Here is a 22,174-nt window from a genome sequence, read left to right as displayed (position 1 = left end):
TTTGCCCAGGCCGGCATGGGCGTGGCGAAGCCGGGCCGCCGGCCTGTCGGTCGCTCTGATAGGAAACTCCGATGTCTGAGGCCCGCGACATCGCCATTCTCGGGGCGACGCTGGTCGACCCCGCCAGCGGGCGCGAGGAGCGCGGCTCCGTCCTCGTGCGCGACGGCGCCATCGCCTCGGTCGCCTGGGGCGAGGCGGCGCCGGCCTTGCCCGAGGGCGTCGAGCGGATCGAGGGGCGCGGTCTCGTGCTGGCGCCCGGCCTCGTCGATATGCGCGCCTTCCTCGGAGAGCCCGGCGCGGAGTTTCGCGAGACGCTCGGCACCGGCTCGCAGGCTGCGGCTGCCGGCGGCGTCACCACCGTGCTCTGCCGGCCAGACACCGATCCGCCGATCGACGATCCCTCGGTAATCGATTTCATCAAGCGCCGGGCCCGGGACAAGGCGATCGTCAACGTGCTGCCGTCGGCGGCGCTGACCAAGGGGCTCGCCGGCAAGGAGATCACCGAGTTCGGCCTGCTGCTCGAAGCCGGTGCGGTCGCCTTCAGCGATGGTGCCAAGGCCGTGCGCAACCCGCAGGTAATGCGCCGGGCGATGATCTATGGCCGGGATTTCGACGCGCTGCTGATCAATCATGTCGAAGACCCCGAGCTGCGCGGCGACGGGGTGATGAATCTCGGCGAGTTCGCCAGCCGCAAAGGCCTGCCGGGCATTCCGGTCGAGGCCGAGACGGTGATGCTGGAGCGCGATATCCGCCTCGCTCGCGCGACCGGGGCCCGCTACCACGCGGCGATGATCTCCTGCTCCGACTCGCTGGCGCTGATCCGCCGCGCCAAGGCGGACGGGCTCGGCGTGACCTGCGGCGTCTCGATCAACAATCTCTGCCTGAACGAGAACGATGTCGGCGAGTACCGGACCTTCTGCAAGGTCTCGCCGCCGCTGCGCCACGAGGACGAGCGCCTCGCCATGGTCGAGGGCGTTGCGGAGGGGCTGATCGACGTGATCGTCTCCGACCATGACCCGCAGGACGTCGAGACCAAGCGGCAGCCCTTCGCCGAGGCGGCGAATGGCGCGCTCGGCATCGAGACCCTGCTTTCCGCCAGCCTGCGGCTGTTCCATGCCGGCCAGATCGGCTTGCCGGCGCTCTTCGCCGCACTGTCGGGCCGGCCAGCCGGGCTGCTCGGCCTCGATTGCGGCCGGCTCGTCGCCGGCGCGCCGGCCGACCTCGTCCTGCTCGATCCCGATGCGCCCTTCGTCGTCGACAAGCGCAAGCTGAAGTCGCGTGCCAAGAACTCGCCCTTCGACGAGGCGAGGCTGCAGGGCATGGTGCAGTTGACCCTGGTCGGCGGTGCTGCGGTCTATCGCGGCGACCAGGCTTGAGCGATCGGCGCGCCTGCGCCGGCAAGCATCGCGGTGGCGACCATGCGAAAACCGGTTCCTTCTTTACGGAAACCTGCTCTAATCGCGCCCGAAGGGCAGGGGAGGCTCTATGGCTGAGACGTTGAGCTGGGCACTGTCGGGCCCGCAGGGCGCGATCGCGCTCGCCTTGGGCTATCTGCTCGGCTCCATCCCGTTCGGCATCATCCTGACCCGACTCTCGGGCGGCCCCGATCTGCGCAGCATCGGCTCGGGCAATATCGGCGCCACCAATGTGCTGCGCACCGGCAACAAGAAGCTGGCGGCGCTGACCTTGGTCGGCGACATGCTGAAGGGCACGGCCGCCGTCCTGCTCGCGGCCTATCTGCTCGGCGGCAGGAACGCCGCGCTGGTCGCCGGGCTCGGCGCCTTTGTCGGGCACCTGTTTCCGGTCTGGCTCGGCTTCAAGGGCGGCAAGGGCGTCGCGACCTATCTCGGCATCCTGATCGGGCTGAAATGGCCGCTTGCCGTGACCTTCGCCGCGATCTGGCTCAGCCTCGCCTATCTCAGCCGCTATTCCTCGCTGTCGGCGCTGGTCGCGACGCTGCTGACGCCGCTGCTGTTCTGGTTCTGGGTGCGCGACCCGCAGGCGGCCGGCCTGATGGCGATCCTGACCGTGCTGCTCTGGTTCATGCACCGCGAGAACATTGCGCGCCTGCTGGCCGGCAACGAAGGCAAGATCGGCCAGAAGGGATAGGATCTCATGCCGGCTCCGGCTCTCGATGATCGACAGCGCCTCGAATGGCTGCGTCTGATCCGTAGCGAGAGCATCGGCCCGCGCACCTTCCGCGCGCTGCTCAATCGGTTCGGCGGAGCCGCCGCAGCGCTCGACGCCTTGCCCGAGCTAGCGCGCCAAGCCGGCAAAACCCTGAAGATCTGCCCGCTGGTCGAGGCCGAGCGCGAATTTGAGATGCTGCTGCGGCGAGGCGCGCGGCTGATCGCGCTGGGAGAGGCGAGCTATCCGCTCCCTTTGCAGGCGATCGACTCGGCGCCGCCTTTGCTCGCAGTCGAGGGCGATCCGACCGTCCTCAACCGTCCTTGCATCGCCATGGTCGGCTCGCGCAACGCCTCGGCCGCCGGGCTGAAGCTCACGGCGGTGCTGGCGCGGGAGTTCGGTGAGGCGGGGTTCGTCATTGTCTCCGGCCTGGCTCGCGGCATCGATACCGCGGCGCACGAGGCCAGTCTTGAAAACGGCACGGTCGCGGTGCTGGCCGGCGGGCTAGACGAGATCTATCCGCCGCAGAACCTGCCGCTGCTGCGCCGCCTGTGCGAGCGCGGCGCGGCGATCAGCGAGATGCCGATCGGCTGGGCACCAAGGGGGCGCGACTTTCCGCGCCGCAACCGTTTGGTCTCAGGGCTGGCGCTCGGCACGGTCGTGGTCGAGGCCGCGCGCAAATCCGGCTCCCTGATCACGGCACGATTCGCCAATGAGCAGGGGCGGCAGGTCTTCGCCGTTCCCGGCTCCCCGCTCGATCCGCGGGCCGAGGGTGGCAATCACCTGATCCGGGAGGGGGCGATCCTGTGCGCCGAAGCGGCGCATGTGATCGAGGTGCTCGCACCGATGTTGCAGCGCAGGGATCAGTTCGCGCCGCCGCCAATGCTGGCGCGCGAGGAGGGAGAGGGCGCGGCAGCCTCGCAGGCGCTCTGGGACGAACTCGATCTGCCGGACATCGCGGCAGCGCCCGAGCTCGCGCTCGCCATGATCCCAGCAGCTTCGATCCTCCCGGCTGCGGAGGCCTGCGACCGCAAGGCCCGGCTGCTCACCCTGATCGGGGCGGCGCCGATCGGGCTCGACGATCTCGTCCGGGCCAGCGGCGCACCGGCTCGCGAAGTCAGTCAGGCGGTGTTCGAGCTGGAACTGGACGGCGTCGTGCAGCGTCATGCGGGAGGCGCGCTCTCGCGCCGGTTCTGATCATTCCAGGGGACGTGCCGGCCTTCTCATCTGCGCTTCGCAACGGCGTCGCGTGCTCTCCGCTTCGACATGGGCCATGTCGATGAAATAGGCGAGGCTCTCGAGCCGTGCCGAACGTGCCAGAGCGCGGAGCTCCAGGCTGATTTCCTCGATGTAAAATGCAACCTGTAGTTGGTTTTCTGCAAAGGATCCGGGTTCGGTTGGAGCTGGCGTCGGAGAGGGTGTTTCTCTGCCGGAATCTCGGTTTCTCTCATCGGATTCGGTCATGTTTGGCCTATTAAGAGAGATTCACGAAGCAGTGAATCTGCTTTTCTCATCGATGGCCACCCCATTCCGGTCACCGTAAGGTTGGTTGCCAAGACGGATCATTGCCCAACAGTGAACAGAAATGCAATCTTTGCGTGTATATCAAGGCGCTGGCACCTTGAGCCGGGAACCTGCCGCCGCCGGGCGCGTTTCTTCCCAGCCGCATTTCGGCCGCGATTGGTTCAGCAGCCATTCAACCGCCGTTCTCCAGATTCCGCGGCATGGCGGCAATGCCGCCGAGAGGAGGGTGCCATGCTTGATTTCGGAAAGAGCCGCCTCACCATAGCCGCTGCACTGGCCGGTGGCTTACTGGCCGTCACCATGACGCCGGCATCGGCCGATCCGGGCCGTTCGGTGTCCTTCGACAAGGGCAGGCTCGACAAGGCTCAGGCGGACTATTCGCAGTATTATTACCGGCGCGGCTGGCGTGCCAACCGCGGTGCGGCCGTGGCTGCTGGCGTCGGCCTCGGTGTCCTGGGCGCGGCGGCCATTGCGGCCAGCCGGCCGGCCTATGCCGAACCGGTCTACGGATACGAGTACGGCTACGAGCCGCGCTATGTCTATGAGGAGCCGGTCTATGTCGCGCCGCGCCGCTACTATGCGCCGCGTTACTATGGCTATGTGCCGGAGAATATCCGCGACCCGGCCGGCGGCAGCTATCGCTGAGCCAAGTGCTGCGATCCGGTAGCCTTAAGCAATTCTGAACCGGCCGGACCTAGTGATTCACGATCGCCATCGCCTTGCGGCGGTGGCGTTCCTTTGCGGCCGACATGCCGTTTCGGCAGGGGAAGGCCCTGCAGACTTGGAGAACGACGATGAAATCCCCGCTGAAGACCCTGCTGGCCGGCTGCGGCGCGCTTGCCGTCGCAGCTTTCTGGTCCGCGGCCGCATCGGCGCAATACTACAATGAGGGTTATCAGCGCCCCGGTTACGAGCGGCGTGGCTATGAGCGGGGATATGACCGCCGCAACGAGCGCGGCTACGATCAGCGTAACCAGCGCGGCTATGATCGAGGCTATGATCGCGGCTATGAGCGGGCGCAGCGCGAGCAGGGCTATGGTCGCGGTCGCGACACTCCGGCGAACCGGATGACGATCGAGGAACAGAAGCGGGCCCTGAAGAACCATCGCGAGGCCCAGAAGAAGGCGATCAAGCGCGGCTATGTGCTGCCCTGATCGGCGCGGTCATTCCTCCTCGGGTGTCAGCCGGGCCAGCCGGTCCAGCGCGCCCTGGAGGATATAGGCTGCCGCCATCTTGTCGACGACGGCGGCGCGCCTGGCGCGAGAGGCGTCGGCGTCGAGCAGGGTGCGCGTAACGGCGAGCGTCGAGAGGCGCTCGTCCCAGAAGACGATCGGCAGCGCCGTGAGAGGCGCGAGGTTGCGGATGAAGGCACGCGTCGACTGGGCGCGCGGGCCTTCGCTTCCGTCCATGTTGAGCGGCAAGCCGATGACGAGCCCGGCGATGGCGTGCTTTTCGGCGATCTTCAGCAGGGCCGCTGCGTCGAGCCCGAATTTGACGCGCTGGATCGTTTCCAGCGGGCTGGCGATCCGCCGCTCGACATCGGAGAGCGCAAGACCGATCGTCTTGGTTCCGAGGTCGAGTCCGAGCAGCCGGGCATGTGCCGGCAGGTCGAGATAGGTTTCGAGCGGAACGAGATTGCTGGACATGTTCCGCCGGTACCATGCGCCGCCCGCAGTTGCGAGCGGCGCGTTGGTTTCGTCAGTTGACGGTCTGCTGGGTGACGCCGGCCGCCTTGAGCGAGGCCGCCCATTTGGCGATCTCGGCTGCGAAGCGCTTTGCATGCGCCTCGCGGCTCCATTCGGCCTGTGGGAAGGCGCTGGTGCCGACGGCCTTGAAGCGTTCGAGCACGGTCGGCTGCTTCAGCGCACCGGCGAGAGCCGTGTTGAGCTTGTCGAGCGCCGCCGTAGGCGTGCCTTTCGGGGCGTAGAGCCCGTGCCAGATCGTCATGTCGATCCTGGTGCCGGCCTGCTCCGCGGTCGGGACATTGGGCAGGACGTCGAGGCGCTCGGCCGAGGTCACCGCATAGGCGCGGATCTTGTCGCCCTGGATCTGCGGGACGGCGGTGGTCGACTGATCGCAGAGCACGTCGACCTGGCCAGCGACGAGATCGTTCATCGCCGGGCCTGTGCCGCGATAGGCGACCTGGGCGAATTTCACCCCGAGAGCCTGGGAGAGCAGAACGGCGCAAAGATGCGCGTTCGAGCCGACGCCGGCATGGGCGATGGTCAGCTTGTCGGCCTGCTGCTTGGCGAAGGGGAAGAAGGCCTTGCCGTCGACCGGTGGCAAAGCGAGCTTGCCGGCGATGACCATCGGGCCGGTATTGACCAGGCCGACCGGGGCGAAGGCGGTTTGCGTGTCATAGCCGAGATTGCTGTAGAGCGATGGCGCGGCGGCCAGGGCCAGGTGGTGGATCAGCAGCGTGTGTCCATCGGCGTCGGCGCTGGCGAGGCGTTTGGCTCCGGCGGTGCCGCCGGCTCCGGCGACATTCTCGACCACGACCTGCTGGCCGAGCGTCCGGCCCATATGCTCGCCGAGAAGCCGCGCGATCACGTCGCTGGGGCCGCCGGCTGCGAAGGGCACGATCAGGGTGATGGGCTTGGTCGGAAAGTTCTGGGCTGCGGCGGGCGCGCAAAGCGCGAATGCCATCAAGCCGGCGAGGGCGCTACGGCGCGTCGCCAGCAAGCGTCTGAGACCTGCAATCATTCACTTCCTCCGGTTGGGCTGACCGCTCTGCGGCGGCTTGCTTGGAAAAGTGCGGTCTCTGCCGACCTTGCGCCCCTCAGCGCAGGTCGGAGAGGTAGTGGACCTCCTGTGTCAGGCACAGGCTGAGCCGGCGCTCGACGGGCATGCCGTCGAGCGAAAGGGCGAGCCTGTCGATCTGTAATGCGGGATCGCCGGCTGCGACGCCGAGCGCGGTTGCGTCCTCGCTGCCGAGCGCCACAGCCTTGAGGCGTTCCCGGGCATGGGCGATGGTGATGCCGTAATGGCCGGCATAGAGGCTGTAGAGATTGTTCGGAACGGGCCCGGTCTCGAGCCCCGGAAAGAGTCGCTGCGGCAGGCTCAGGGTCTCGACGATCAGCGGCCGCTCGCCGAGTGAGCGCAGTCGCCGGATGCGGATGACGGTCTCGCTGTCTGCGAGGTCGAGCGCCTCGCGTTCGCCAGCATCGGCGAAGGCCGTCTTGGTGCTGAGGACGACACTGTCGGGAAAGCGCGGCGCGCCCTGATCGGGTGCGAGCTTGAAGAACTGGAAGAGGATTCGCCGCTCGTCATGCTCGGCGACGAAGGTGCCGCGCCCCTGGCGCCGCACGACCAGATTCTCCGCTGCGAGTTCGTCCAGCGCCTTGCGCACCGTGCCCTGGCTGACGCCGATCTCGGCGGCGAGCTGGCCTTCGCTCGGCAGGACGGCGCCGGGTGCCCAGACACCATCGACGAGCCGGCGCACGAAGATGGCCTTCACTTGCCGATAGAGCGGACGGAAGCCCAGCGCCTCCGGCATTCCGGCCTCGCCGGGCCGCGCTGCATTTTCGAGCTTGTGCACACTCATGTGTCTTATATAAGACTTGAGATAAGCAAGGTCGAGCCCCGATTTCGGAGAGCGACGACCGATCCGAGGAAGCTGCAAGGAGGCCGCAATGAGCAAGCCGCATCTCTTGGTGCACGAGAAGAAGGACACCGTCGGCGTCGTCGTCGTCGAGGGCCTCAAGGCCGGGACCGACATGCTCGGCGTCGTAACTCACGACAATTCCGATTTCCGCCTGACCGCCAAGATGGATATCCCGATCGGCCACAAGGTCGCGTTGAAGGATATCAAGAAGGGCGACACGATCTGGAAATACGGCCAGGACATCGGCAAGGCCATCGGTGACATCCGCCAGGGCGAGCATCTCCACATCCACAATGTGAAGACCAAGCGCTGGTGAATTTCGCCCGCCGCGATTCCTGAAATCGGGCTCCCCGAGCGGGTCGAGCCCTCAGCCGAGGGATTTTTCCATGTCTTCCATCGTCGCCAATTTCGATCTCGTGAAGGGCAAGCTGGGCCGCATCAAAGGCCGCAAGATCGAGGCGCCAGAGTTCAAGGTTCCGCAGATCAAGCGCCCGAGCGGCCGCTCGCTCGATTCCTTCATGGGCTGGCGCCGCGAGAACGGCCGCGTCGGCGTGCGCAATCATGTCCTGTTGCTGCCGCTCGACGATCTCTCCAATGCCGCCTGCGAGGCCGTCGCCAACAACGTCAAGGGCACGCTGGCGATCCCGCATGCCTATGGCCGGCTGCAGTTCGGCGAGGACCTCGAAATCCATTTCCGCACACTGATCGGCACCGGCGCGAACCCGAACGTCGCGGCCGTGGTCGTGATCGGCATCGAGGATGGCTGGACCAAGCGCGTCGTCGACGGCATCGCCAAGACCGGCAAGCCGGTGGTCGGCTTCGGCATCGAGGGTCATGGCGACATCTCGACCATCGCCCGCGCCTCCTATGTCGCGAAGGAGTTCGTGCAGTGGGCGACCGAGCTGCAGCGCGTGAAATGCGGCATCGAGGAGCTCTGGGTCTCGACCAAGTGCGGCGAGTCGGACACGACGACCGGCCTGTCCTCCTGCCCGACGGTCGGCAACATGTACGACAAATGGATTCCGCGCGGGGTCCATGGCGTCTTCGGCGAGACCTCCGAGATCACCGGCGCCGAGCATCTCTGCAAGGCGCGCGCCGCGACGCCGGAGGTCGGCGAGCGCTGGTACAAGATGTGGAAGGCCTATCAGGACGACGTGATCGAGGCCCACAAGACCGACGACCTCTCGGATTCGCAGCCGACCAAGGGCAATATCGCCGGCGGCCTGACGACGATCGAGGAAAAGGCGCTCGGCAATCTCGAGAAGATCGGCCGCGAGTGCAAGTTCATCGACATCCTGGAGCCGGCGCAGACGCCGGCGAACGGGCCGGGGCTCTACTACATGGACACCTCCTCGGCTGCGGCCGAGTGCGTGACCCTGATGGCGGCTGGCGGTTTTGTCGTGCACACCTTCCCGACCGGGCAGGGCAACGTCATCGGCAACCCGATCGTCCCGGTGATCAAGATCACCGGCAACCCGAAGACGATGCGGACCATGCCGGAGCATATCGACGTCGACGTCTCCGGTATCCTGCGCCGCGATATGACGATTCCGCAGGCCGGCGACGCGCTGATCGAGAACATCGTGCGCACAGCGAATGGCCGCCTCACGGCAGCCGAGGCGCTGGGCCATCGCGAATTCTCGATGACCAAGCTATACCGCAGCGCCTAGATCGCCGCGCGTCCGTTCGGACGCGGTCACGGTGATCTATCTCATTGTTATCGCATCGGAGTTTTCCGAAAAGTGGAGTCCACTTTTCGGTCCGATGCTATAGAGCATGCGGGTGTTCTCCGGAGCCACGTCGTCATCCCGGATAGGCGGCGCAGCCGTGCAGATCCGGAAACCATTGTAAGGCCCTCGCGCACTACGATGGATCCCGGGCCGAGCCTGGCTCGCCAGGATGACGACGGTGGTTTCCGGCGAGATCTGCGGGCTTTAAGGAGCAAGATCTCCAGGGGCGACGAGGCAAGAGTGTCGGACAGGATCGTTTCACTGCATGCGCCAGGGCGGGACGTGTTGCCCGCCTATGTCCATGCCTTGGAAGCGGGCTGGTCCCCGAACACGATGCGCGACGTCGCGCCCGAGCAACTCGCGGCGATCGCGGCCGATCCCGCCATGTTCCTGGCCGGGCTGAACGGACGGGGTGGCAAGATTCGTCTGCATGACGGCAGCGAAGTCGAGCGCTTGCCTGATATCATCCGCTGGATCATCGCCATCGATCAGCCTGAGCGCCCCTTCGTCGGCTCGATCAACCTGCGCTGGCAGGAGGATGCCGCCGGCCGGCCGGTCACGACGCTGCCGCCGCATGTCCTCGGCCATGTCGGCTATACGATCCTGCCGGGCCATGCCGGGCGAGGCTATGCCAGCGCCGCCTTGGCGGCGGTGCTCGCCGAAGCCCGCGCAATCGGCCTGCGCTTCGTCAAGATCACCTGCGACGCCGAGAATGCGGCCTCGCGGCGGATCATCGAGAAGAATGGCGGGCTTTTCGTCGAGAATTTCGTCGCTCCATTCTACGGCCCCGAGGAGCGCCTGATGTACCGGATCGATTTGCAATCATGACCGAAGCTGCCATCCCGCGTCTGGCGAAAGGGCTCGGCCCGCTCCTGCCGGGCATCGTGCTCTCGACGGTCGTGGCCATCGTCTCGGTGCTGGCCGAGCCGGTGCTGAAGCAGATGGCCGGCGGCAGGATCGGCGTCCCCGCCGTCGTCATCGCGCTGCTGATCGGCATGTCGCTGCATCTCGTCGCTAACAATCAGCGCTTCGTTCCGGGCATGACCTTCTGCGTCAAGAAGCTGCTGCGCTGGGCGATCGCGCTGCTCGGACTGCGCATCGCGCTCGGCGACATCGTCGCGCTCGGCCTCGGCACGGCCGTGCTGGTCGTGGTCTCGATGGCCGCCACCATCGTCTCCGGCTTCGTGCTGGCGCGCCTGCTCGGCCGTGAAACCGGCATGGGCGCGCTCGGCGGCGTCGCCACCGCCGTCTGCGGCGCCTCGGCGGCGCTCGCCACGGCGACGGTCGTGCCCGATTACCGCAACAAGGCCGCCGACATCGCCTTCACCGTGATCGCGATGAACGCGCTTTCGACGGTCGCGATGCTGGCCTATCCGCTGATCTGCGTCTGGCTCGGCCTGAGTGAGCAGCAGACAGGCGTCATGCTGGGCTCGACCATCCATGACGTTGCGCAGGTCGTCGGTGCCGGCCAGTCGGTCTCGGACGAGGCGGCCAACGCAGCCGTCATCGTCAAACTCTTCCGCGTCTTCATGCTGCTGCCGGCGGTTCTGATCGTCGGCTGGTGGCTGACGCGCCATGGCGGCGAGCATGGCGAGGCCAAGGTGCCTGTGCCGGTCTTCGCCATCGTCTTCCTGCTTCTGTGCCTGGTGAACAGCATCCTTGCCACCCAGCCTGCCTTTGCCGGTGTCTACGGCCCGATCCGCGACGTGCTGCTGGAGGCCTCGCGCTGGGGGCTGCTGATCGCCATCGCGGCGCTGGGCCTCGGCACCTCGATCGCGGCGATGGCGCGGCTCGGCTGGCGCCATATCGCCCTGGTCACGGGCACCAGCCTCGTCATCCTCCTGGTCGCCACGAGCGGCCTGATCCTCATGGGCTGAACACGGCCAACCGAGCAGGAAGCCATGACCGACATCGTCATCACCGAATTCATGGACGAGGCGGCGGTGGCGTCGCTGCGCGAGCGCTACGCCGTGCATCACGATCCCGAGCTGTTCGGCAAACCGGAAGAGTTGGCGCGGCTGGTCGCCACGGTTCCGGCCCTGATCGTGCGCAACCAGACGCAGGTGCGGGGCGATCTGCTCGCCGTTGCGAAGAACCTCAAGGTCGTCGGCCGGCTCGGCGTCGGCCTCGACAATATCGACATGGCAGCCTGCGCGGCGCGCGAGATCAAGGTCTTCCCGGCGACCGGTGCCAATTCTCTCTCCGTGGTCGAGTATGTGATCGGCACGGCGATGACGCTGCTGCGCGGGGCCTATTTCGCCAATGCGGCGATGCTCGCCGGCGAATTTCCGAAGACGAAGCTGATCGGCCGGGAGATCGCCGGCAAGCGCATGGGGCTGGTCGGCTTCGGCGCGATCGCGCGCGACGTCGCCCGGCATGCCCAGGCGCTCGGCATGAGCGTCGCCGCCTATGATCCCTATGTGCCGGCCGACGCGCCGGCCTGGCAGGGCGTCGAGAAGCTCGAGCTCGATGCCCTGCTTTCGACCTCTGACGTGATCTCGATCCATCTGCCGCTGACGCCCGAGACGCGTGGCGTGATCGGTGCGGCGGCTTTCGCCCGGATGAAGCCGGATGCGATCCTGATCAATGCGGCGCGCGGCGGCGTGATGGACGAGGCCGAGCTGGTCGCGGCGCTGAAGGGCGGCAGGCTCGCAGGAGCGGCGCTCGACGTCTTCGAGCAGGAGCCGCTCAAGGCGGACGGCGCCAAGCTGTTCGCCGGCACGCCGAACCTGATCCTGACCCCGCATATCGCCGGCAATACGATCGAATCGAACGGCCGGGTTTCCGGGCTCGTCGCCGAGCGGGTGATCGCTGCCCTGGAGGGCCGGGCATGACGCGGCTGTCGCTCGCAGAAGCGGAGGAGAAGGTCGCGGCGCTGTTCGTCGCGGCCGGTGCGTCGGCCGCCAATGCCGCCTCGGTGGCGCAGGCCCTGGTCGCGGCGGAGGCTGACGGGCTCAAAGGCCACGGCCTGTCGCGCGTGCCGACCTATCTCGCCATGCTGAAATCCGGCAAGATCGATGGACAGGCCGTGCCGACGGCGCGCCAGCCGAGACCCGGCGTGCTGGCCATCGACGCCGCCCATGGCTTCGCCTATCCGGCGATCGACCTCGCCATCGTCGAGTTGCCGGAGATGGCGCGCTGGCAGGGCATCGTCGCGGCACCGATCCGCCGCTCCAATCATTGCGGGGCCGCGGGGCACCATGTCGAGCGACTGGCGGAGCAGGGTCTGGTCGCCTTGCTCTTTGCGAACACGCCTGGTGCGATCGCGCCCTGGGGCGGCTCGAAGCCGGTCTTCGGCACCAACCCGATCGCCTTCGCTGCGCCGCTCGCCGGCCGTGAGCCTGTCGTCATCGACATGGCGCTGTCCAGGGTCGCCCGCGGGCCGATCGTCGCCGCCAGGCAGAAGGGGCTGGCCATTCCCGAGGGCTGGGCGCTCGATGCCGACGGCAAGCCGACGACCGACCCCGCCGCTGCGCTCGCCGGCACGATGGTGCCGCTCGGCGAGGCCAAGGGCGCGACGCTCGCCATGATGGTCGAGATCCTCGCCGCCGCTCTGGTCGGTACCCATTTCGCCTTCCAGGCCTCCTCCTTCCTCGACGACAAGGGCGGCCCGCCCGATACGGGCCAGCTCATCCTCGCCATCGATCCGACGAGCATGGGCGGCCACTGGTTCGATGAGCGCATGAAGCTGCTGGCGCATATGATCGAGGAGCAGCCGGGAACGCGCTTGCCGGGCATGAGGCGCTATGGATTGCGGGCCAAGGCGCGAGCCGAAGGGATCGAGGTCGAGCTCTGACATTGCCGCGTCTCGCCCGGGCCTGAGCCGAGCCTCTCTGGCCGAGGCATGCGCAGGTGTTCAGACGAAATCGAAACGATCAACATCGACAAGGCCTTTGTCGGTGATCTTCAGATGCGGAATCACTGGCAGGGTCAGGAAAGCGACCTGCAGGAAGGGCTCGGCGAGAACCACGCCGAGCGCCTTGGCTGCGGCGCGCAGGGCCTCGAGCCCATGGCGGACCTCCTCGAAGGGGCGATCGCTCATCAGCCCGGCGACGGGGAGTGCGAGCTCGGCCGTGATCTCGCCGGCCTCCGCCACGGCGAAGCCGCCGCCGAGCGCGATCAGCCGGTTCGCCGCTGCCGCCATCGACGGCTCGTCGACGCCGACGACGCAGAGATTATGGCTGTCATGGCCGACGGAGGAGGCGATGGCGCCGTGCCTCATGCCGAAGCCGTGGACGAAGCCGGTGGCGACACCGCCATTGCGGCCATGGCGCTCGATCACCGTGACCTTGATCGCATCCTGGGCGAGGTCGGGCAGGGCGGCCTCGTCCTGCTCCGGCAGGCGCATGGACAGTCGCTCGGTGATGATCCGGCCGGGCACGACGCCGATCACCGGCGTCTCGCCGGGGCGGGCGCGGACCGTGAAATCGTCCGGCGTCAAATGCCGGCTCTTCACGCTGGCGAGGCCGACCGGCGCGACCGCCCGGCGGTCGCTGAAGAGCGCCTCCTCGACCAGCCTGCCCCCGGCGAAGACCCGGGCGACGCGGCAGGCGGCGAGGTCCTCGACCAGCACGATGTCGGCGCGCTTGCCGGCGCCGATAAAGCCGCGGTCGAACAGGCCGAAATTGCGCGCGGCCGACAGGCTGGCGGTGCGGTAGGTCGCAAGAATGTCGGCGCCGTGGGCGATCGCGGTGCGGATCATGAAATCGAGATGACCCTCCTCGGCGATGTCGAGCGGATTACGGTCGTCGGTGCAGAAGGCGAGGAAGGGCGAGGCGTCGCGGGTGATCAGCGGGATCAGCGCATGCAGGTCCTTGGAGACCGAGCCTTCGCGGATCAGGATCGCCATGCCCTTGGCGAGCTTCTCTCGGGCTTCGTCGAGCGTCGTCGTCTCATGGTCGGTGCGGATACCGGCGGAAAGATAGCCGTTGAGATCCATGCCCCGGACCAGCGGCGCATGTCCGTCGATATGGCGCTCCGCGAAGGCCGCGAGCTTGGCGAGGCAGCCGGGGTCGCGATGCAGCACGCCGGGAAAGTTCATGAACTCGGCGAGGCCGATCACCTTCGGGTGGTTCATGAAGGGTATCAGGTCGCCGGCTTCGAGCGCGGCCCCGGCGGTTTCCAGATGTGTCGCCGGCACGCAGCTCGATAGCTGGACGCGCAGATCCATCCGCATCGCCTGGGCGCAGGCGAGGAAATAGCGGATGCCCTCGGCGCCGAGCACATTGGCGATCTCGTGCGGGTCGCAGATCGCGGTGGTGACGCCGTGCGGTAGCACGCAGCGCTCGAATTCGAGCGGCGTCACCAGCGAGGATTCGACATGCAGATGCGTGTCGATGAAGCCGGGGACGGCGATCAGCCCCTTGGCATCGAAGAGCACCTTGCCTTCATAGTGGCCATAGGTGCCGACGATCGAGTCCCCGCAGAGCGCGATGTCGGTCTCGACGAGGTCACCGGAGACGAGGTCGAGCAATTTCGCGCCGCGGATGACGAGATCGGCGGGCTCGTCGCCGCGGCCTTGCGCGATCCGGCGGGCGAGGGTGGCTGCGTCGGTCATGGCTGAGCCCTCCATGGCGTCGATCGAAGGAAATTGCACGCGCCTTGCCGGGATGTCGACTTGGCGATGCATGAGTTTCGCGGTGCCCTTGCGGGCAAGCTGCGCCGCCGCGCCGATGCGGGACCCATTCCGGAACGGCCCAGGACTGCGGCAGGTTTCCGTGTCTGTCCTGGGAACGCTCCAGAATGGGTCACGGGTCTACACTCTGCTTCGCCGGGACGACGGCGCGCTATGGTCCTGAGATGTGGATGTAACTTCTCGCGAGCAAGAAGGGCGCGCTCTATGTCGGCGTTGCCAACTCGTTGTCTCGCCGCATCCATGAGCATCGCGAAGGATGTGGTTCGGAATTTGCCAGCCGCCACGGTGCCTTGCGTCTGGTTCATGCAGACCGGTTCGATGATGCGCTGGACGCAGTCGCCCGGGAAAAAGCGCGTCAAGCACTGGCGTCGATCCTGGAAAATCGCGCTGATCGAGCGTTCAAATCCCGACTGGAACGATCTGTATCCCACCGTCCATCTCGATTGAGCGGGCGGCAGCCGCTATACCCGCCCGTTCCAGACATTTGCGGAGATCGTCATGCAGCTCACCTGGTTCGGTCACTCGGCCTTTCGTCTCGATTTGCCTCAGACCTCGATCCTGATCGACCCGTTCTTCACCGGCAATCCGTCCTTCGAGGGCGATGCGGCAGCTGCGGCCAAAGGCGTCAGCCACATCGTGATCACCCATGGCCATGGCGACCATGTCGGCGACGCGCTCAGCATCGCCGAGGCGAACGATGCCACGGTGATCAGCAATTACGATCTGTGCATGCACCTGGTGTCCAAGGGGCTGAAGAAGTTCGAGCCGATGAACACCGGCGGCACGATCGATCTCGGCGCCTTCGCGGTCAGCCTCGTCCGCGCCGACCACTCGGCCGGCATGGGCGATGCCGGCGTCGCCGTGCCGCTCGGCAGCCCCAACGGCGCGATCATCAAGGCGGCCGGCGAGAAGACGCTCTGGCATATGGGCGACACCGACATCTTCTCGGACATGGCGCTGATCTCCGAGATGCACGGCGTCGAAATCTGCATCTGCCCGATCGGCGACCGCTTCACCATGGGCGGCAAGGCCGCCGCGCTGGCGATGACCCGCTTCGTCAAGCCGAAGCTGGCGATTCCCTGCCATTACGGCACGTTCCCGATCATCGATCAGAACGCCTCGGCCTTCGTTTCGGCGATGGCTGGCAGCGGCATCGAGGTACTGGTTCCGCAGAAGGGCAAGGCCGTCGCGGTCTGACGCCCTTTTCTCGACGAGAACCACCATTCCGGCCGAAAGTCGTGCATCGGCCGGAATGGTGGCATTGATTGATTGAAGGTTCGGAGGCCGGCACGCTATAGGGCTGGCAACGAATTTGCGGTGCGCGCGCACCCGTCCCTTTCAGGAGCCCGCCCATGTCGGTCGACGCCGCCACCGTCAAACGCGTCGCGCATCTCTCGCGCATCGCCGTCGAGGACGCTGATGTCGCGAAGCTGCAAGGTGAGCTCAACGCCATCCTCGGCTTTGTCGAGCAGCTCAACGAGGTCGATGTCGCCGGCGTCGAGCCGATGACCTCGGTGACGCCGATGGCGATGAAGAAGCGCCAGGACGTCGTCAACGATGGCGAGATCGCCAAGGCGATCGTCGCCAACGCCCCGGCCTCGGAGGACGATTACTTCATGGTGCCGAAGGTCATCGAGTAAGGCGCGCGCTCGCCGTCGCGGCGAGCCCTGCGAGGCGGACCAGCCCTCGCGCGCGTACTGACGAAACGCCCGACAGCCCAGTTTTTCGGATTTGCCATCGTGACCGATCTCACCCGCCTGACCCTCACCGAAGCCCGCGACGGGCTGAAGGCCAAGAGTTTCTCCGCCACCGAGCTCACCAAGGCGCATGTCGCCGCCGTCGAGCAGGCGCGGGCGCTCAACGCCTATGTGCTGGAGACGCCCGAGCACGCGCTGAAGCAGGCAGAAGCCTCCGATGCGCGGCTGGCCAAGGGCGAGGCCGGGCCGCTCGAAGGCCTGCCGCTCGGCATCAAGGACCTGTTCGCGACTGAAGGCGTGCGCACCACCGCCTGCTCGAAGATTCTCGGCAATTTCGTGCCGGCCTATGAATCGACCGTCTCGAGCCAGCTCTGGCGCGATGGCGCGGTGATGCTCGGCAAGCTCAATAATGACGAGTTCGCCATGGGCTCGTCGAACGAGACCTCGGCTTTCGGCCCGGTGGTCAATCCCTGGCGCCGTGAGGGCTCGAATGTCGGCGCGGCCGCAGCCGGCAGCGTCGAGGGCAATCACCTCGTTCCCGGCGGCTCGTCGGGTGGCTCGGCGGCGGCCGTCGCCGCGCATCTCTGCCTTGCCGCGACCGCGACCGACACCGGCGGTTCGATCCGCCAGCCGGCCGCCTTCACCGGCACGGTCGGCATCAAGCCGACCTATGGCCGCTGCTCGCGCTGGGGCGTCGTCGCCTTCGCGTCCTCGCTCGACCAGGCCGGGCCGATCGGCAAGACGGTGCGCGACTGCGCCGTGATGCTGCGCTCGATGGCCGGACATGATCCGAAGGACACCACCTCGGTCGACCAGCCGGTGCCGGATTACGAGGCCTCCGTCGGCCGCTCGGTCAAGGGCATGAAGATCGGCATTCCCAGGGAGTACCGCATCGACGGCATCTCGCCTGAGATCGAGGCGCTCTGGCAGCAGGGCATCGCCTGGCTGAAGGCCGCCGGCGCCGAGATCGTCGAGATCTCGCTGCCGCACACCAAATACGCACTGCCGGCCTACTACATCGTCGCGCCGGCCGAGGCCTCGTCCAACCTCGCCCGCTATGACGGCGTGCGCTACGGCCTGCGCGAGCCCGGCCGCGACATCGTCGAGATGTATGAGAAGACCCGGGCCGCCGGCTTCGGCGCCGAAGTCAAGCGCCGCATCATGATCGGCACCTATGTGCTCTCCTCCGGCTATTACGACGCGTATTATCTGCGCGCCCAGAAGGTGCGCACGCTGATCAAGCGCGACTTCGAGGAGGCCTATGCCGCGGGCATCGATGCGGTTCTGACGCCGGCGACGCCGTCGGCCGCCTTCGGGATCGGCGAGAAGGGCTCGGCCGATCCGGTCGAGATGTATCTCAACGACATCTTCACGGTGACGGTGAACATGGCGGGTCTGCCGGGTATCGCGGTCCCGGCCGGTCTCGACAGCCAGGGCCTGCCGCTCGGGCTGCAGCTGATCGGCCGGCCTTTCGACGAGGAGACGCTGTTCTCGCTGGGCGAGGTGATCGAGCAGGCAGCCGGGCGCTTCGCCATCGGCGAGCGCTGGTGGGCCTGATCGGGTATCCCGCGCCGTTCGTCGATTTTTTGTCATCCGGGGCGACCGCAGGGAGCTCCGGGATGGCACCGGAAACCAATCTGAAGATCGACCGGCGCAGCTTGATCGATCGTATTCCGATTCCTGATTTCTCCGGCGCCGCGCCGGGTGGCAGTCTCCGCAGCTGACTAGGCCGCCGGAGAACCGTCATGCCGAACTATCCCTACGAGACAGTCGACGTTTTCACGGACCGCCGCTTCGGCGGCAACCAGCTCGCGGTCTTCACTGATGCGCGCGGCATGTCGGATGCCGAGATGCAGGCGCTGGCGGCGGAGATGAACTACAGCGAGACGACCTTCGTCCTGCCACCAAGCGACCCGGCGAACACGGCGCGCGTCCGCATCTTCCATCGTACGGCCGAGATGCCCTTTGCCGGCCATCCCAATGTCGGAACGGCCTGCGTGCTCGCGGTCCATGGCCGCGATCGCGACGGCGTGCTGCGGTTCGAGGAGCTGGCCGGGCTTGTCGAGGTCAAGGTCTCGCGTGATGGCGAGGGCCGGGTGACCGGCGCGACCATCGCCGCGCCGCAGCCGCTCTCGCTGGGCCTCCAGCTGCCGGCGGAGGCGATCTCGGCCTGCGCCGGGCTCGTGCCGGAGGATATCGTCGTCGGCCGCCACCGGCCGCAGCAGGCCTCGGTCGGCGTCAAATTCGTGCTGGTCGAGGTCACGCCGGAGGCGCTGAGGCGAGCGACCCCCGACATCGCCGCCTATCGCCGGCTGGCCGAGGCCAATCCGGCCCTGGAAGGCCGCCTTTCGATCTTCTTCTATGCCTTGGATGGCGGCAACGCCCGCGCCCGCATGTTCGCGCCGCTGGCCGGTACCTGGGAAGACCCGGCGACCGGCAGCGCCAGCGCGACGCTGGCTGCGCTGACATTGTCGCTCGGTAGCGAAGACAGCGTCGCCTTCGAGATCACCCAGGGCGTCGAGATGGGGCGGCCCAGCCTGCTGCATGTCGCAGCGCGGCGCATGGACGGCGAGATCCGTGCGACGGTAGGCGGTGGCTGCGTGCCGGTGCTGCGCGGCGAAGCGACCTTGTGAGCATCTCAGGCCGAAAGAGGCTCTGAAACGCACCTTCTCGTTATGAGATTCTCGGGCCTGCGCTTCGCCCGAGAACGACGCACGCCTCAGCCGCTCAAGCCCAGCTCCACGCGCAGCTTCTTCGTCAACCCGGCCGCAACGAGCCGGTGGCTTTCGCGCAGATAATCGCGAAAGGCGTCGTCCGGCAGGCTCTCCTCGGAGAAGCGCTGGATCCACTTCATGCCGCGTGAGGCGAGATAGGGCGCCGGGCGGCACCCTGGCGCATCGCGCAGCATCTCATAGGCGATCGGCGAGCACTTGAACGAGACGAAGAGTGTCCCGTCGACCTCGTCACGGCCGAGGGCGAAGACCTTGCCGCCGACCTTCCAGACATCGGCGCCGCCCCATTGCACGACATGGGTGGTCGCTGGCAGGTCGGCGCAGAAGGCGTTGTACTCGGCGAGCGTCATGCCGCTTCAGAAGCTCTCGGCGTCGATGCCGTGGCGCTTGGCGGCGGCGACGATCTGCGACCAGGTTTCGTCGTCGAGCGGGATGCCGTCGCGCTGGCGCTCGATCCGGGTCGTACGCTCCTTGTCACCCGGCGCCAGCACCGGCTCGGCGGGATCCTGCGGCGCGGCGGCGCGCACGAAGGCAAGATAGCTCTCGATACGCTTGCGGCGCAGATTGGCGTCTGGCTCCAGACGGGCGGGATCGATCAGCACACCGAAGAGCGAGTTGATGATCCAGCTGCGATGCGGCTTCTCGTCGATGCGGGCTGCGCCCATCAGCCCGGCCGAGAGCAATTCGGCGATCAGCGAGAGACCGGCGCCCTTATGGTCGCCGAAGGGCAGCAGAGCGCCGAGCGGCAGATCAGGAATGGCGTGCTGGAAGACGTGCTTGGGGTCTGTCGTCGGGCGGCCCTCGCCGTCGATGATGTAGCCCTCCGGCACCGGCACGCCCTTGTTGAGCGCGACGCGGGCCTTGCCATGCGCCATGCGGCTGGTGGCGAAGTCTAGGATGATCGGATCGTTCTCGGGCACCGGGATGCCGATCGCATGCGGGTTGGTGCCGAAGCGCGCTTCCTTCGCAGCATAGGGCGCGACGATCGGCGGGCGGCCGGCGACATTGACCCAGAACAGCGAGATCAGCCCCGCGGCCGCCGCAACCTCGGCGTAATGGCCGATACGGCCGATGTGATGGGCGTCGAGCAGGTTGAGGATGGCGACGCCACCGGCCTGGGCGATAATGATGCCGCGGTCGACGGCGTCGCGGGCGGTGGGCTGGCCGAGCGCGACATTGCCGTCGGCGATCAGGAACGGCCCGGCCTCGATGCGGATCGACAGTTTCGAAGCGGGTTTCAGATTGCCGTCGGCGAGCGAGTTGAAATAGAGCGGCAGCATGCCGACACCATGACTGTCATGGCCGCTGAGATTGGCGAGCACGAGATGTTCGGCGGTCTCCCGGGCCTCGGCCTCGCTCCAGCCGGCGGCGGTGATCATGGCGATAGTGAGCGCTTGGAGCGCTTCGGGCCGGTGCAGGCGGTAGGTCATGGCGGCTTCTTGATCGGGGAACTCGAAAAGGTGCGGAGCGCCACAGTGCACGGTGCGGCGCGCGGCGCAATGTGCCCGGCGAAATGGCCGTGCTGCGCCGTCGCATCTCGACGCTGCGCTCACCAATCCTTATGTTGCAGAATGCAATCCTGTTTTCACCGGACCTTGAATCCGGTCGAGGAGGGACGAGGGATGTTCTCGATACCAGGCCTGAAAGTCGTCTCGCTATCCGATGCCGCCGCAGCGCGCATTCGCGAGATCATGGCGCAGTCGGCCAATGACGATACGGGCACTCCGGTGCTCGGGCTGCGCGTCGGCGTCAAGAAGGGCGGCTGCGCTGGCATGGAATACACCTTCGAGGTGGCGCGCGAGGCCAGGAAGGGCGACGAGGTCGTGACCGAGAAGGGGGCGACCGTCATCGTCGACGGCAAAGCTGTGCTGTTCCTGCTCGGAACCGAACTCGATTTCCGGACGGACCGCTTTTCCTCGACCTTCGTCTTCAACAACCCGAACCAGGTTTCGGCCTGCGGGTGTGGCGAGTCGGTCGAGATCAAGCCACGGGCCGAGAGCGCGATCGCCGCGCAATAGCACCGCCGGAGGCCGCCGTTCAGGCGACCTTGTTCGCGTCCAGGACGGCCTCTTCGGTGACGGTGCGGTTGCGGCCGTCGCGCTTGGCCTGCATCAAAGCGCTGTCGGCGCGCTCGACGATCGAGTTGAGAGTATCGCCGCGATGGTAGACGGCGACCCCGAGCGAGATCGTGATGCGGCCGAGATTCTCATTGGTCGAGCGCTTGACGAGCTCGCGGGTCAGCAGAGCCTGACGCACGGTCTCGGCGCCGAACTTGCCGGCGGTGACGTCGGCATCGGGCAGGATGATCGCGAACTCCTCGCCGCCGAAGCGCGTGATCACCGCCTTGTCCTTGAACTTGTCCTTCATGGTCCGTGCCACGAGGCGCAGCACCTGGTCGCCGGTGAGGTGGCCGTGCGCATCATTGAAATGCTTGAAGAAGTCGATATCGGCCATGACAAGCGCGAAGGGCTCGCGCCGCAGCGTGGCCTGGTCGATCGCCTTCTGCAGCATCTCCTCGAAATGGCGGCGGTTGGCGAGCCCGGTCAGCGGATCGGTCAGGGCCTCGGCACGAGTCGACTCCAGCGCCTCGCGCAGATTGCGGATTTCATGGGCGCTCTCGCGAAGCTGCGTTTCGAGCTGGGTCTTGCGCGCGACTTCCTCGCGGGTCGAGAGCACGAGCGCTTCGACCCATTCGCGCAGCCGCTGCCTGTCGGCGGAGGGCGGGACCTCGTCGGACATCTGGCAGAGCCGGCCGTGATAGGTCTGGCTCGAGGCCAGGGTCTGGTCGACCAGGGCCATCATCGCGTCGATCTCGCCCAGGACCTGCAGGCTGGTACGCTCGGCCTGGCGCGACAGGCGCTCGGTGCCGATGAAGCGGTCGTATAGGGTGTCGATGTCGGCGACGCCGACCTCGCCATTGCTGCTGGCGATGATCGCGTTCATCGCCATGCTGAGAGCGGGCAGCTCGCCACTGAGATGAGCGTACCAGACCTCGAAGGCCCGGGGGTAGCCCGGCGAATAATGCTGGCGCATCGCTGCGACGACGCGTTCCGCGAGATCATGTGGTTGCGGCGAAGCTGGCTGGTCGAGACTCATCACGCTTGTTCCCTCGCCGGGCGACTCCT

Annotated in this window: 24 protein-coding genes and 1 pseudogene; 17 read left to right on the top strand and 8 right to left on the bottom strand. The window is 66.9% G+C overall.

The window, feature by feature from the left end:
- Nucleotides 1-71: 71 nt before the first annotated feature.
- The 3 genes from pyrC to dprA all read left to right on the top strand — a co-directional run bounded on the left by pyrC (nt 72) and on the right by dprA (nt 3,324).
- On the top strand, nt 72-1,376 hold the full coding sequence (pyrC, locus tag J0J10_RS04800; protein ID WP_291634687.1) for a dihydroorotase: 1,305 nt from the start codon (nt 72-74) through the stop codon (nt 1,374-1,376).
- 109 nt (nt 1,377-1,485) lie between these two features.
- Nucleotides 1,486-2,109, top strand: coding sequence for a glycerol-3-phosphate 1-O-acyltransferase PlsY (plsY, locus tag J0J10_RS04795; RefSeq protein ID WP_291645498.1), 624 nt, complete (start codon nt 1,486-1,488; stop codon nt 2,107-2,109).
- 6 nt (nt 2,110-2,115) lie between these two features.
- Nucleotides 2,116-3,324, top strand: coding sequence for a DNA-processing protein DprA (dprA, locus tag J0J10_RS04790; protein WP_291645497.1), 1,209 nt, complete (start codon nt 2,116-2,118; stop codon nt 3,322-3,324).
- Here the strand turns inward: dprA and J0J10_RS04785 are convergent, their stop codons facing one another.
- Nucleotides 3,325-3,591 carry a hypothetical protein gene (locus J0J10_RS04785; RefSeq protein WP_291645496.1) on the bottom strand — a complete coding sequence of 89 codons (267 nt, stop codon included), beginning with the start codon at nt 3,589-3,591 and terminating at the stop codon, nt 3,325-3,327.
- A gap of 291 nt (nt 3,592-3,882) precedes the next feature.
- On the opposite strand from J0J10_RS04785, the gene J0J10_RS04780 reads away from it, so the two are divergent.
- Both J0J10_RS04780 and J0J10_RS04775 read left to right on the top strand, forming a co-directional pair.
- A complete protein-coding gene (locus J0J10_RS04780) occupies nt 3,883-4,296 on the top strand; it encodes a hypothetical protein (RefSeq protein ID WP_291645495.1) in 414 nt (137 codons plus the stop codon).
- Nucleotides 4,297-4,445: 149 nt separating this feature from the next.
- Nucleotides 4,446-4,805 carry a hypothetical protein gene (locus tag J0J10_RS04775; protein WP_291645494.1) on the top strand — a complete coding sequence of 120 codons (360 nt, stop codon included), beginning with the start codon at nt 4,446-4,448 and terminating at the stop codon, nt 4,803-4,805.
- A gap of 9 nt (nt 4,806-4,814) precedes the next feature.
- On the opposite strand, the gene ruvX is transcribed toward J0J10_RS04775, so the two are convergent.
- The 3 genes from ruvX to J0J10_RS04760 form a co-directional block, all read right to left on the bottom strand.
- Nucleotides 4,815-5,297 carry a Holliday junction resolvase RuvX gene (ruvX, locus tag J0J10_RS04770; RefSeq protein WP_291645493.1) on the bottom strand — a complete coding sequence of 161 codons (483 nt, stop codon included), beginning with the start codon at nt 5,295-5,297 and terminating at the stop codon, nt 4,815-4,817.
- A 52-nt stretch (nt 5,298-5,349) separates the two neighbouring features.
- Complete coding sequence (locus tag J0J10_RS04765) at nt 5,350-6,354, bottom strand: tripartite tricarboxylate transporter substrate-binding protein (protein ID WP_291645492.1); 1,005 nt, start codon at nt 6,352-6,354, stop codon at nt 5,350-5,352.
- 76 nt (nt 6,355-6,430) lie between these two features.
- Nucleotides 6,431-7,195 carry a GntR family transcriptional regulator gene (locus tag J0J10_RS04760; protein ID WP_291645491.1) on the bottom strand — a complete coding sequence of 255 codons (765 nt, stop codon included), beginning with the start codon at nt 7,193-7,195 and terminating at the stop codon, nt 6,431-6,433.
- Between the two features lie 88 nt (nt 7,196-7,283).
- Between J0J10_RS04760 and J0J10_RS04755 the strand changes: the two genes are divergently transcribed.
- The 6 genes from J0J10_RS04755 to J0J10_RS04730 all read left to right on the top strand — a co-directional run bounded on the left by J0J10_RS04755 (nt 7,284) and on the right by J0J10_RS04730 (nt 12,781).
- Nucleotides 7,284-7,571 (top strand): UxaA family hydrolase, encoded by a 288-nt coding sequence (locus tag J0J10_RS04755; protein ID WP_291634670.1) that lies wholly within the window; start codon nt 7,284-7,286, stop codon nt 7,569-7,571.
- A 202-nt stretch (nt 7,572-7,773) separates the two neighbouring features.
- Nucleotides 7,774-8,925, top strand: coding sequence for a UxaA family hydrolase (locus tag J0J10_RS04750; protein ID WP_291634828.1), 1,152 nt, complete (start codon nt 7,774-7,776; stop codon nt 8,923-8,925).
- 300 nt (nt 8,926-9,225) lie between these two features.
- Entirely contained in the window at nt 9,226-9,813 is a 588-nt protein-coding gene (locus J0J10_RS04745; RefSeq protein ID WP_291645490.1) for a GNAT family N-acetyltransferase, read from the top strand.
- Complete coding sequence (locus J0J10_RS04740) at nt 9,810-10,862, top strand: YeiH family protein (RefSeq protein WP_291645489.1); 1,053 nt, start codon at nt 9,810-9,812, stop codon at nt 10,860-10,862. The genes J0J10_RS04745 and J0J10_RS04740 overlap by 4 nt, the downstream gene beginning before the upstream one ends.
- Before the next feature lie 24 nt (nt 10,863-10,886).
- Nucleotides 10,887-11,819: a hydroxyacid dehydrogenase gene (locus J0J10_RS04735; RefSeq protein ID WP_291645488.1), complete on the top strand. Its 933-nt coding sequence runs from the start codon at nt 10,887-10,889 to the stop codon at nt 11,817-11,819.
- Nucleotides 11,816-12,781 carry an Ldh family oxidoreductase gene (locus J0J10_RS04730; RefSeq protein WP_291645487.1) on the top strand — a complete coding sequence of 322 codons (966 nt, stop codon included), beginning with the start codon at nt 11,816-11,818 and terminating at the stop codon, nt 12,779-12,781. The genes J0J10_RS04735 and J0J10_RS04730 overlap by 4 nt, the downstream gene beginning before the upstream one ends.
- A gap of 60 nt (nt 12,782-12,841) precedes the next feature.
- On the opposite strand, the gene ade is transcribed toward J0J10_RS04730, so the two are convergent.
- Nucleotides 12,842-14,542, bottom strand: a complete 1,701-nt coding sequence (gene ade / locus J0J10_RS04725; RefSeq protein WP_291645486.1) for an adenine deaminase — start codon at nt 14,540-14,542, stop codon at nt 12,842-12,844.
- A 302-nt stretch (nt 14,543-14,844) separates the two neighbouring features.
- Here ade and J0J10_RS27000 point away from each other — a divergent pair.
- From J0J10_RS27000 to J0J10_RS04700, 5 genes and pseudogenes are all read left to right on the top strand, one after another.
- A pseudogene (locus tag J0J10_RS27000) lies at nt 14,845-14,913 on the top strand (hypothetical protein); the annotation flags it as partial.
- A 205-nt stretch (nt 14,914-15,118) separates the two neighbouring features.
- Nucleotides 15,119-15,817 (top strand): metal-dependent hydrolase, encoded by a 699-nt coding sequence (locus tag J0J10_RS04715; RefSeq protein ID WP_291645485.1) that lies wholly within the window; start codon nt 15,119-15,121, stop codon nt 15,815-15,817.
- A gap of 155 nt (nt 15,818-15,972) precedes the next feature.
- Entirely contained in the window at nt 15,973-16,260 is a 288-nt protein-coding gene (gene gatC / locus J0J10_RS04710) for an Asp-tRNA(Asn)/Glu-tRNA(Gln) amidotransferase subunit GatC (protein WP_291634656.1), read from the top strand.
- Nucleotides 16,261-16,359: 99 nt separating this feature from the next.
- Nucleotides 16,360-17,874, top strand: coding sequence for an Asp-tRNA(Asn)/Glu-tRNA(Gln) amidotransferase subunit GatA (gatA, locus tag J0J10_RS04705; protein WP_291645484.1), 1,515 nt, complete (start codon nt 16,360-16,362; stop codon nt 17,872-17,874).
- A gap of 188 nt (nt 17,875-18,062) precedes the next feature.
- The gene (locus J0J10_RS04700; RefSeq protein WP_291645483.1) at nt 18,063-18,950 is read left to right on the top strand and encodes a PhzF family phenazine biosynthesis protein; all 888 of its coding nucleotides are present in this window, start codon (nt 18,063-18,065) and stop codon (nt 18,948-18,950) included.
- Nucleotides 18,951-19,036: 86 nt separating this feature from the next.
- On the opposite strand, the gene J0J10_RS04695 is transcribed toward J0J10_RS04700, so the two are convergent.
- Entirely contained in the window at nt 19,037-19,399 is a 363-nt protein-coding gene (locus J0J10_RS04695; protein WP_291645482.1) for an MmcQ/YjbR family DNA-binding protein, read from the bottom strand.
- A 6-nt stretch (nt 19,400-19,405) separates the two neighbouring features.
- A complete protein-coding gene (locus tag J0J10_RS04690) occupies nt 19,406-20,479 on the bottom strand; it encodes a malate/lactate/ureidoglycolate dehydrogenase (protein ID WP_291634650.1) in 1,074 nt (357 codons plus the stop codon).
- A gap of 192 nt (nt 20,480-20,671) precedes the next feature.
- On the opposite strand from J0J10_RS04690, the gene J0J10_RS04685 reads away from it, so the two are divergent.
- Nucleotides 20,672-21,067 (top strand): HesB/IscA family protein, encoded by a 396-nt coding sequence (locus J0J10_RS04685; RefSeq protein ID WP_291634649.1) that lies wholly within the window; start codon nt 20,672-20,674, stop codon nt 21,065-21,067.
- A gap of 19 nt (nt 21,068-21,086) precedes the next feature.
- On the opposite strand, the gene J0J10_RS04680 is transcribed toward J0J10_RS04685, so the two are convergent.
- Complete coding sequence (locus J0J10_RS04680; protein ID WP_291645481.1) at nt 21,087-22,145, bottom strand: GGDEF domain-containing protein; 1,059 nt, start codon at nt 22,143-22,145, stop codon at nt 21,087-21,089.
- Between the last annotated feature and the right edge of the window lie 29 nt (nt 22,146-22,174).

It is taken from the genome of Allobosea sp., from assembly GCF_017308075.1.
GTDB lineage: Bacteria > Pseudomonadota > Alphaproteobacteria > Rhizobiales > Beijerinckiaceae > Allobosea.
Note: the sequence above shows the minus strand (reverse complement) of the source record. Positions and strands in the feature narration are given on the sequence as shown.